General features: G+C 65.3%; 6 protein-coding genes. All 6 read right to left on the reverse strand.

Translation table 11 applies throughout. The annotated features are described in order from the left end of the window. Positions 1-44: 44 nt before the first annotated feature. Entirely contained in the window at positions 45-4,067 is a 4,023-nt protein-coding gene (locus OHB26_RS38640; RefSeq protein WP_330182181.1) for a TIGR02680 family protein, read from the reverse strand. Then, on the reverse strand, positions 4,064-5,302 hold the full coding sequence (locus OHB26_RS38645) for a TIGR02678 family protein (RefSeq protein WP_330182182.1): 1,239 nt from the start codon (positions 5,300-5,302) through the stop codon (positions 4,064-4,066). Before OHB26_RS38645 ends, OHB26_RS38640 begins: the two co-directional genes overlap by 4 nt. Continuing rightward, on the reverse strand, positions 5,299-6,834 hold the full coding sequence (locus tag OHB26_RS38650; protein ID WP_330182183.1) for a TIGR02677 family protein: 1,536 nt from the start codon (positions 6,832-6,834) through the stop codon (positions 5,299-5,301). The genes OHB26_RS38645 and OHB26_RS38650 overlap by 4 nt, the downstream gene beginning before the upstream one ends. 66 nt (positions 6,835-6,900) lie before the next feature. Beyond that, positions 6,901-8,121: a TIGR02679 family protein gene (locus OHB26_RS38655; protein WP_330182184.1), complete on the reverse strand. Its 1,221-nt coding sequence runs from the start codon at positions 8,119-8,121 to the stop codon at positions 6,901-6,903. Between the two features lie 123 nt (positions 8,122-8,244). Next, positions 8,245-8,784, reverse strand: a complete 540-nt coding sequence (locus tag OHB26_RS38660; RefSeq protein WP_330182185.1) for an LmeA family phospholipid-binding protein — start codon at positions 8,782-8,784, stop codon at positions 8,245-8,247. After that, the gene (locus tag OHB26_RS38665; protein WP_330182186.1) at positions 8,781-9,341 is read right to left on the reverse strand and encodes a hypothetical protein; all 561 of its coding nucleotides are present in this window, start codon (positions 9,339-9,341) and stop codon (positions 8,781-8,783) included. The genes OHB26_RS38660 and OHB26_RS38665 overlap by 4 nt, the downstream gene beginning before the upstream one ends. Positions 9,342-9,414 lie beyond the last annotated feature (73 nt).

Raw genomic sequence — 9,414 nt, forward strand, 5'->3', positions numbered from 1 at the left:
GGCCAAGTACACCGAAACCGGTACGGAAGTCGACGCCTCTGCGGTCAGGTCTCCAGCAGTTCCTGTCCGTCCCAGGTGAACCGGGCCGTCGTCACCGCGTCGTCCCCATCACCGGTGATGATCTGATGTATTCCGATCCCGCTCAATTCGGCATAGGTGCACCACTCATGATCCGAGGTGAGCATCAGGTCCAGATCGAGATCCGATAGCAGAGCGAAGATTTGGCCGCGGTTGGTGGTGTCGACGCCGACGAATACCTCGTCCAGCAGTATCAGGCGGGGGGCTTGGGGAGCGGTTTGGTAGTGGGCGGCTACGGCGGCGAAGAGCGGAAGGTGCAGGGCTATGGCCTTTTCACCGCCGGAGAGGGCGCCGTGGAGTTTCTTGGTCAGTTTCTGGTAGCCCTCGCCCTTGCCGCGATCGACTTTGACGACGAATTGGTGCCAGGCGGTGTAGTCGAAGACCTGGGCGAGTTGTTGTTCCCAGCTGGTGGCGGTGTCGTCGGCCTTGGCTTCCTCGATGCGGTCGCGCAGGAAGCGGTGTAGCGCTTCGTGATCGGCGTCGGTGAGACGGATCGGATCTTTGAGCAGGAGGTCGCGGGCGGCCTTGGTGCCAGGTGGGAGGTTGTCGGCGATCTGCCAGACCAGGCGGACCGAGACGCGGGAGGCGGTGCGGACGCGTTCCAGGCGTGCGTTCATGCCATCTACAAGCTCATTGGCTTGGCGGATGCGGGCGGCAAGGTGGCGGCGGGTGTCACCGGTGAGGGTTTTGTCGAAGAGGTCGCGTTCACGGTCGGTGATCTCGTGTTCGGCTTCCTCGGCGTCGCTGCGCAGTATGCGCAGGAGTTCGGCGGCGCCGACGCGGACGCCGTCGATGACCGCGGTGAAGATCTGGATGTCGTCATCGGTTTCGAGATCGAGATCGGCTCGGGAGCTCAGGGCCGAACGAGACTCGTGGATGGAGTCGTTCAGGCGGCGCAGCGCTTCACCGAGATTGGCCGTGGAATGGGGGATGGTGGGCCAGGCGGCTGCCACCAGGCGGGCGGCGTCCAGGGCGGCGCGAACGCCTTCGGAACCGGACAGTAGGGCGCGGAATCTGTCGGGGTCGGGGAGTTCACCGTCGACCGGGAAGACTCCGATCGCCACATGGCGGAAACGCTGCGCGAGGGCGTCGCGGTCGGCGGCCGCGGCATCGTGGGCCTGGGCGTCGGTGTGGCGCTTGGAGTCCAGTCTGCCGAGTTCGCCGGTGAGATCGCCGACCTCGCGACGGCATGAGCGCAACTCGTCGGCGATATCCCCGAGTCGGGTTCGGACACTGCGTATTTGGTCGAGCACTTCCCGATAGTCAAGTCCGACAACGGCTTCGACCGTTGCGAGCTTCGCCGCCAGCTGCCGGTATTCGCTCTCGGACGCGGCTGCCTCCGATTCCCTTTCCTGCGCCGATACTGTTGAGCGACCGGCCTTTTCATCGAGCTGAGCGGCCGTGTCCCGAGCGGACTTCCAGTCCCGGTACGCATCAAGCCAGGTTTCGGCATGATCGGCGAAACCATCCAAGGCCGCACCGACCCGCGCCAATGCCTCCTGCTCGGAGGGCAAGCCCGTCTCCGCGGCGAGCCGAGACAGTTCCAGCAGGGCGGATCTCACTCTTGCCTGCTTCACCTCGACCTCGTCGAGCCGGGCACGGACGACCGAGTCCGCGGCGGCCAGGTCGGCGTCGGCGCGGGTGACTCGCAACTGGGCCGCGGCGAATTCCGCGTAGCTCGGACGGGAGTCCACTTCGGCGCGGATTACGTCACGTCGGACGGTCAGCGCTTCCCTGTCGCGAGTCAGCCGAGTCAGCGTCTCATCGCACCGAGCGATGGCGTCGACCAGCTCTCGAATGCGGCGCTCCCTAGCCCGCAGCCTGGACGAGGCACCGATGAAAGCGGCGTGGGCCTTGTTCCAGCTGCCGGTCAGAGCACCCATCCGCCAACTGCCGTCCGCGCCGATCGCCGCCACCGACGCCGTGGGGAGATCGTCGCCGAAGCCGACTGCGGTGAGCAGGTTGAGTACATGCGCCGTGTCGACCTCGCCGTTCGGCTCGACGCGCAGGACGTCTGCGAGCGAACGACCGGCGACCGGCGCCAGGGCGGCAGGGTCTGCGAACATGTCGTGACCGACGATCTCACCTCGCGGCCCGAGCCAGGCATCCAGCAATCCTGACGCCTCCAGGGCGGCTTCGATTGCGGCCCCTACGGATTCGGGGATACCTTCGACGAAGTCGACCAAACGCCACAACGGTGCGCCCGTCATGAGGGCCCGGTCGGTGGTCCGCCAAAGTGGTGCGTCCGGGGGAATGTCGTGTTCTTCGGAAAGGCGATCACGTTCGGCGACAAGCTGTTCCCGCTCGCTCCGCGCGACTTCCTCAGCCGATTCGACATGAGTCTCCGAACGGGTGATCCGGTCCAGCACGGTTCGCACGGCGGCATTGATCAATTCGGCCACCGCCGTCTCGGATTCGGCGCGGTCGGCCAGCTCGTCCGGTGCGTCGAGAGGAAGCTCTCGACAGGATCGCGCCCAGTCATGTAGCCGAATTCGCAGCTCCCGCAACACTTCTTCGCGAGCTTCGGCAGCCTCGACCTGCTGGTCCACGGCATGGTCGTAACCCAGGCGAGCCGTGTCGAGCGCGGTCTCCGCGTCGCGGCGCAGTGCCACGGAACGCTCATGAGCCGCGAGTGCGCGCACGACGGCGGCGATCTGATCCCGCTTGCCGCGCACCGCTCCTCGCAGCAGGGCGCGGGTTCGGTCACCTTCGAGGGCGGCCGCGATCTCCTCGTACACGCCGACCATCCCGACTCGCAGGGCAGCCTGGTGCGTCTCGGCGGCATGGTCGGCGACGGTCCGGGCACACCGCTGTTCGATCTCCGCGGCTCGGCCGAAATCCGTCGTATCCTGTTCGGCGACAGCACGATACCGGGCGGCCTGCGCACGCAGCTCCGCTGTCCGACGCTGTTCCTTGGCGGTGGCGGTACGAAGGCCGACGAGTTCGAGTCCCTGCTGGTATGCCTCCGATTCCATCAACCCGTCTTTGCGAGCGTCGGTTTCGTCGTGCTCGGCCTCCAATGCGATGACCCGCGCCTCGGACGCGCCTTTACGCTGAGCCACCGACTCGTATTCCTCGGCGGACTTGCGCGCCTCGCTGGAAAGTTTCTCCAGCTCGGTGGTCGCGGAGATGAGGGCGGCGGCACGGGCACGCAGTACCCGCTGCGCGTAGGTCCGCTGCTGGCGAGCCAGGATACGAGTGGACGCCACCTCGTCCTGCAACCGTCGCAGTCGCTCACGCTGGGCATCGAGTCGTTCGAAACCCTCTGCCAGATCCTGGATTTCGTCATTTCCCAGCGGCGGCAGGGCGCGCGAGAGCAGGACGGACAGCAAGGACGGATCCAGCCGCTGGGACAACTTCGGCGTACGCAGTTGCAGCAGAGCGGTGATGAGCGCGTCGTATCGCTGTTCGTTCAAGGTCGGGAACAGTGCCGTACGGACTTGCTCCCGATAATCACTCGGGCCGGCGTGTACCCGGCCGCGCGCACCGAGCGCCTGCTCCAGACCCGCACGAGTGAGCGGCTGGCCCGCGTCGTTGGTCAGTGCGAGATCGACACCGACGCGCAGGTCCGTGCTGAAGTAGTCGGGGTGCACCGACGTGGTGTGGGCGCTGGCCTGCAACCGCGCACCACAGGTGAACCAACTCTCCTCGACACCGGGCAGCCGGAATTCGAGCCATACGTAACCGACTCGGGTGATGCCGGAAGCCCCCTCCCCCATCATGTTCCAGTGCATGGTGCGTTCCGACGTGCCGAACGTCGACAGGCGGTTGGGGCGCAGGCTCGCGTCGAACAGGAACGGCAGCAGTAGTTCCAGGGCCTTCGACTTACCGCTGCCGTTGGGGCCGCGCAGCAGTAGTCGGCCGTCGTGGAAGTCGAATACCTCGTCGTAGTAGCGCCAGACGTTGAGGATGCCCGCCCGCGACGGCGACCAGCGCACCGGGCGATCACCGAGATCATCTGTGTGCCTGGGTAATTCGGTGACCGTCACGACGACTCCCAAGAGGCTCTGATATCGCCCACCCGATAGCGGTGGGCAGCGGGCAATGGAATCACCAATCCGGTATCGGTCCGTCGAACGAGCCCGAACCCGATGAGCGTCGCCAGCGCGTCATCCACCAGTTCGCGCGCACCGTCCTCGCCGCGGTAGGTGCGCGCCCAACGCGGAAAGCGTTCCAGCAGTTCGGCTGCCGCGCGCCGTAGACGCTCGACGGTGGTCGGTGCGCCCAGCTCCTCGAGCAACAGCAGCCCGGCGACCTTGGCCGTCGCGGCGTCGTCGGGGAATTTGGCGTCCGTGGCGATCGCGTCCGTATCGATGAAAAACACGCCCTCCGCGCGCTCTTCCAGCACGAAACCGCCCTGGTCGGCGGCTCTGCGCAGCAGCTGTCGGCCGGTGGGCGAGGCGAGATAGGCCCGTTCCTCCGCCGACTGGTCGGCGAAGTACAGCACCGGATCGTCGATCAAGCGGCGAAAAGTCTTGTGGCGCAACCAGAGATTCCGTTGCACATCGGAGATCGCGGCATTGTCGGCATGTCGATCGGACGCCAGGCCGTAGCGCCGCTCTTGCGAGATGTCCTCCAGCAGATCGTCGAAACGCAGTGACACTTCCTCGATCGGCACCGCCAATTGCGACGGTCCGACCGGCGCGGCCAGCAATCGCAACAGCAGGGTGCTGTCCACTCGGAAAAGCACTTTCGCGGCCGCCGAATCGACATAGGAATCCGCGGTGCCGTCGATAGCGTCCAAGACTCCGAACGATTCCAGCATGCGCAGCGCGTCGACGAACGCCATCCGTTCATTCCTGACCGCGGAGTCGAACGAATCGATCACCGGATCAGCGGCCGTAGCCGCCTTCACCCGATCCGCGAGCAGGCCGATCGTGGTGACCGGCGTGGCGAACAACTCCGCGGCCACCACGCAGAGCAGCACATAGCGGCGGCGGTCGAACGGCGCTTTCCCCGATCGGTGCCGCCGCGCCGGTCGAGTCGGATCCGTAGCTTTACGTACCTTCACCAAACGTGCGTAACCCAAGCGCGGTTCGACGGTCAGTGTCCAACCACAGTAGAAGTCGAACCATTTGGCGATGGGTTCGCGGCGACGGCGGATCAGGTCGAAGGTGTCCGGTGCGCCGCGCTCGGTCACCAGCGGGCTTGCCAGCAGTTGCCGGATGCCCCGTGACACCTCTTCGCGCTCGGCGATCACCAATTGATTCGCGAGTTCACTCATGACCGGTCTCCGCTCGCCCGGAGGTTGTGCCGTGCCGCGGTTACGATTTCGAGCAGGTAATCGGGGCCACGGAAAACACCACGCGGCGTCTTCAATTCGGCGATCGCGCCGTCCGGGGGCGGGCGCAGGACGATCTCCACTCGACCGTCGGTCGTACTTCCGCGCCGCGCGCCGTTCACTTCCGGGGCATTGCCCAACGCCCTGCCCAACAGATCCAGCAGCCGCTCGAAGACCCCATAGTCGAGGTGACCGAAACCCGACAAGCGCACTGCGCCACCGGTATCGAGCATGTCCCAGGCTGCTTGTAATTCAGCGCGCTCCTGCGCCGCGCGGCGGGCCCGCTCCGCTTTGATCGCCGTGACATCACGGACGCGTCCGGTGCGACTGAAGCGCTCGGTTCGGCCCGAAGAACGCAGCAACGCCGAAACCTCCACAGGCGGCGACTCTTTCCAGGACGCGGTCGAACTCACCAATTCGGGATCGGGATGGGCCAGGTGCGCGTGCCGGGCCGCGCTCAACCCGAATGCCGTCGACCACAGGCGGTGCAAATCGTCCTGATCCGGAACCACGGTGAACCAGCGCGCGAGCTCCCGGAAATCGGCGACCGCACTGCTGGATCGGCGCTTGGACTCGGTGACCCGGTCCAACACCTGCAAAAGCGTGATGATCGCCCTGCGGCCAACCTGTGCGAGCTGTTCGACGCGCGGCACCGAACCATCAAGTGGAAGAAACCAAGCGCGCAGCCCATCCCAGCGGGCGCGACGATGTTCGAGCCATGCGGCACCGGGATCGGCTCCGCTCAACTGCGGCAATTCGGCACCGAGTAGGGCCCGGTGGTGCAGAAGTGTCACGCCGTAGTCCTCGGCGGCGCGCACCCGAGCGGCGATGGTGTGGCGGCGGTGGTCGAGATTGCCGAGGAACTCCTGCAGATAGGCCACCGTCGCGGCCTTCACCTCATGGAACACCGCCAAATCCGCGTTATCGGCGCGCAGTAGCCGCTGCAACTCCCCGTTGAAACGCTTGGTATTGCCGCGCAGCGCTTCCAGATGCGATTCCAGCTCACTGAGAATACTGAAAACCCTACGGTCCGTACCTGATTCGAGCTCACTGAGCAGATCACCAAGCCGGTCCGCGATCGCATCCAGCACCGCGGTTTGCAGTGCACCGGTCGACGCGAGCATCGATATCGCGTGCAGCACGCCCGCGAATGCCGCCTCACCCTGCCTGGTCAGCGAGTACTGCAGGTTGCGGCGTTCGTATTCGCTTGCGGTGCGGTAATTCTCGGAATGATTCTGGATGACATCGACCAGATTCCAGGTACGAAGCTGGTCCAGCGCGGCAATCAGATCGTCGTCCTCGAGCGGTTCGAGCCACCCGATCGACCGCATGCGCGCACGGAGATCGTCGATCCCCAATGCGGTCTCCAGCCGCTCATTCGCCTCTCCGAAGGCATGCAGGACCGACACATACAGGCCGGAGCGATCCGCGGTGGTGAATCGGAACATCTCCGGCGGAACACGGATCGGATCCATGGCGCTCCCCCTGACTGACATTTCTGGCGCCAACGATAATCCCCGGCACCGACAGGCCGGAATGCCTCACACCGTGTACTGCCGCGCCAGCTCGTCCAACAGTCCGTTCGCCACCCGCTCCTCCGGCACGGCCACACCGACACGAAGCATATGCTCGGCGAGATCGGAATCCCACGGCACCCCGGTGACCCGGCCGACCGGCGGTCCCTTGCCGTCCACCGCCGCCAAATAATCCGCGCTACTCATTCGCCATGGGAGCGCCCCGAGCCGGGCCACCACATTCGCCGCGATGCGCAGGCCCTCGCCATCGAAGTCACCGTGATAACGCAATTCCGTTCCCGCGTCGCGCAAGTATTGGAGCAAACACACTCCCGCGCTGCTGGGCCAACCCGAGACACAGACGATCGGCGGGCAGCGGTCACCGAAACGCCGCAGTGCCAGCGCCATGACGCTGGGATTCTCGACCACCGAGACCCGTTCCGGCGCACCGGAGAAGCGCGGCATCGCCCGCAACTGCTGCAAGGTCAAGGCGGCGGCCTGACCGGAGCTCGCACACGCTGACAAAATTCGATCAACGGCCGACTCCCCCGTGCCGCGCAGCCCAGCTACCAGCACGGTAGAAGACAATTCGTCGCCAGCGAGACCGGCGCGCTCCCACAGCTTTCGCAACTGCACCGAATCTGCGGGCGGGTCGATACCGTAAACAGCGGCCAGGGCTTTGACGACCATGCCGTGCAGGCGATAACCCTCGTCGAGCGCGTGCGGATCATGCAGCACGGAGTCCGCGAAAACGGGCACAGGTATTCCGGCACTGGGCAATTGGGAGACTACGAGCAACGCGCGTTCCAGCTCGGCGCGGGTATCCAGCACCGAACCGTGCAACAGCCCGGACCGGCGCGTCGCCGTCACCCAGCCCAGCAGAGCGGGTTGCGCACGCACCACTTCGTGCCCGGCCAGCCAGTCCCACAACTGCTTTCGTTCCGCATCCGCATGACGGCGCTCGGCAGCACGGTCACCGATAGGGCCCACGATCTGTTCGACGACCGACCGAACCGTAGATCCGGTCGCCGCGACGAGCACCTGTTCGAGACTATCCATATCCACCGTGGCGAATTCCACCGGCAACCGCGCCCACCCGAAGAAGTCCGCGATAGCGGTGCGCTCGTCGTCAGCGAGCGGACCCACTGTAACCCGCCGCACCGCCTGCCCCGACGACAGGCGACGATGCAGTTCACGCCATAGCGGCGCGAGCCCAGGCGAAAGACGATGAATGGCGGGGTCCGGCATCGGCCGAGACTACCGGGCCGTGAGGCGTCGCTCGGCGGAAAGACTTCCGGTCGAGGACCCCGAGAGCGTTTGCACTGCCATCGGAACAGGGAGATAGGGCCTCAGGAAGACCCATGCATTTCGCTATTTGCCCTTTAGCTGGTCGATATCCACGAGGACGTTCTTGCCGGTGCCGGTCACTATGACGGTGGTGCCGTCCATATGGATTGAGGTGGGGACTACGCCGAAGGGGAGGAGGCCGGCTACGTCCAGGAGGACCATGGGGCGGAGGGCGTTGAAGCGGGCGGTGGCTTCCAGGCGGTCTACTGGGACTCGGTGGAGTTCGCGATTGGCGAGGTCGGTCAGGGGGAGTTCTACGCCGTGGAGGGTGGCTGCTACGTCTACGAAGCCGAATTTTTCGGTGCCTACGTGGTTGGCCTTGATTTCCAGGTCGTCGTATTTGCCTTTGGCTGCTTGGAGTAGGACCGGGAAGCCTTTGATGTCTACCGAGGGGTTGGAGCCTAGGTTGGCGGTGTTGCGCATGGCCTCGGCTGCGGCGTTCTCGGCGTAGGCGGCGGCGCCGAAATCGGCGGCAATGGCTAGGCCGATGATGAGGACCAGGGTGACGAGGAGGGTGCGCACCTCCACATCATGCCAAGGTTGTTGGCGCGCACCGCGGGTCATTCGGTGACTCGTTGGATGAAGCGGGTCAGGTCGGTGGGGGTGTAGCCGAGGAGGCTGGCTCGTTCGACGGACATCAGGAGGAGTTGGGCGAGGATTCTGGCGCCCCAGGCGTCTTTGCCGTCGGAGAGCCATTCGTCTACCTTTTCGACGCCGAGGTCGGTCAGGAGCAGGCCGTGGTGGTTGCGGATTTCGGCGCAGGTGGTGGAGATGGCGTCGAGGAGATCCGTTCCGGGACGGGTGCATTCGAGGCTGAAGCAGTGGGTGAGGGGTTCGGGGACGCAGCCTTCGGGTGGGGCGGCCTTGATCGCGGTGTAGGTGGGATCGTCGGGGCCCGCGCCCTCGGAATTGAAGAGGCTGTCGATGAGAGTGAAGCGGTGCCAGCCGGGCGGCGGCTCGGGTGGCCGCGGAGATGCTTTGCGGCCGAAGGACTTTTCGACCTCGGCGGCCGCTACTTCTTTGGATTCGTGGGTGATGGTGATTGTTCGGTGGCCGTCTTCGCCGGTAACCGTCCATCGGCCGCTGTGCGGATCTTCTTCGTATGAGAGGTAGAGAGACACGCCTGATATTCGGAGCCGCAACGGATTTGGTGGTGAAACGACAAAACCCCCTGACCGAGGTCAGGGGTTTTGC

Source organism: Nocardia sp. NBC_01503 (genome assembly GCF_036327755.1).
Lineage (GTDB): Bacteria > Actinomycetota > Actinomycetes > Mycobacteriales > Mycobacteriaceae > Nocardia.

What these genes read in the sequence shown, in the direction of transcription:
- OHB26_RS38645 (WP_330182182.1), bottom strand. Translation starts at nt 5,302, where the DNA reads ATGAGTGAACTCGCGAATCAATTGGTGATCGCCGAGCGCGAAGAGGTG.
- OHB26_RS38650 (WP_330182183.1), bottom strand. Translation starts at nt 6,834, where the DNA reads ATGGATCCGATCCGTGTTCCGCCGGAGATGTTCCGATTCACCACCGCG.
- OHB26_RS38655 (WP_330182184.1), bottom strand. Translation starts at nt 8,121, where the DNA reads ATGCCGGACCCCGCCATTCATCGTCTTTCGCCTGGGCTCGCGCCGCTA.
- OHB26_RS38660 (WP_330182185.1), bottom strand. Translation starts at nt 8,784, where the DNA reads ATGACCCGCGGTGCGCGCCAACAACCTTGGCATGATGTGGAGGTGCGC.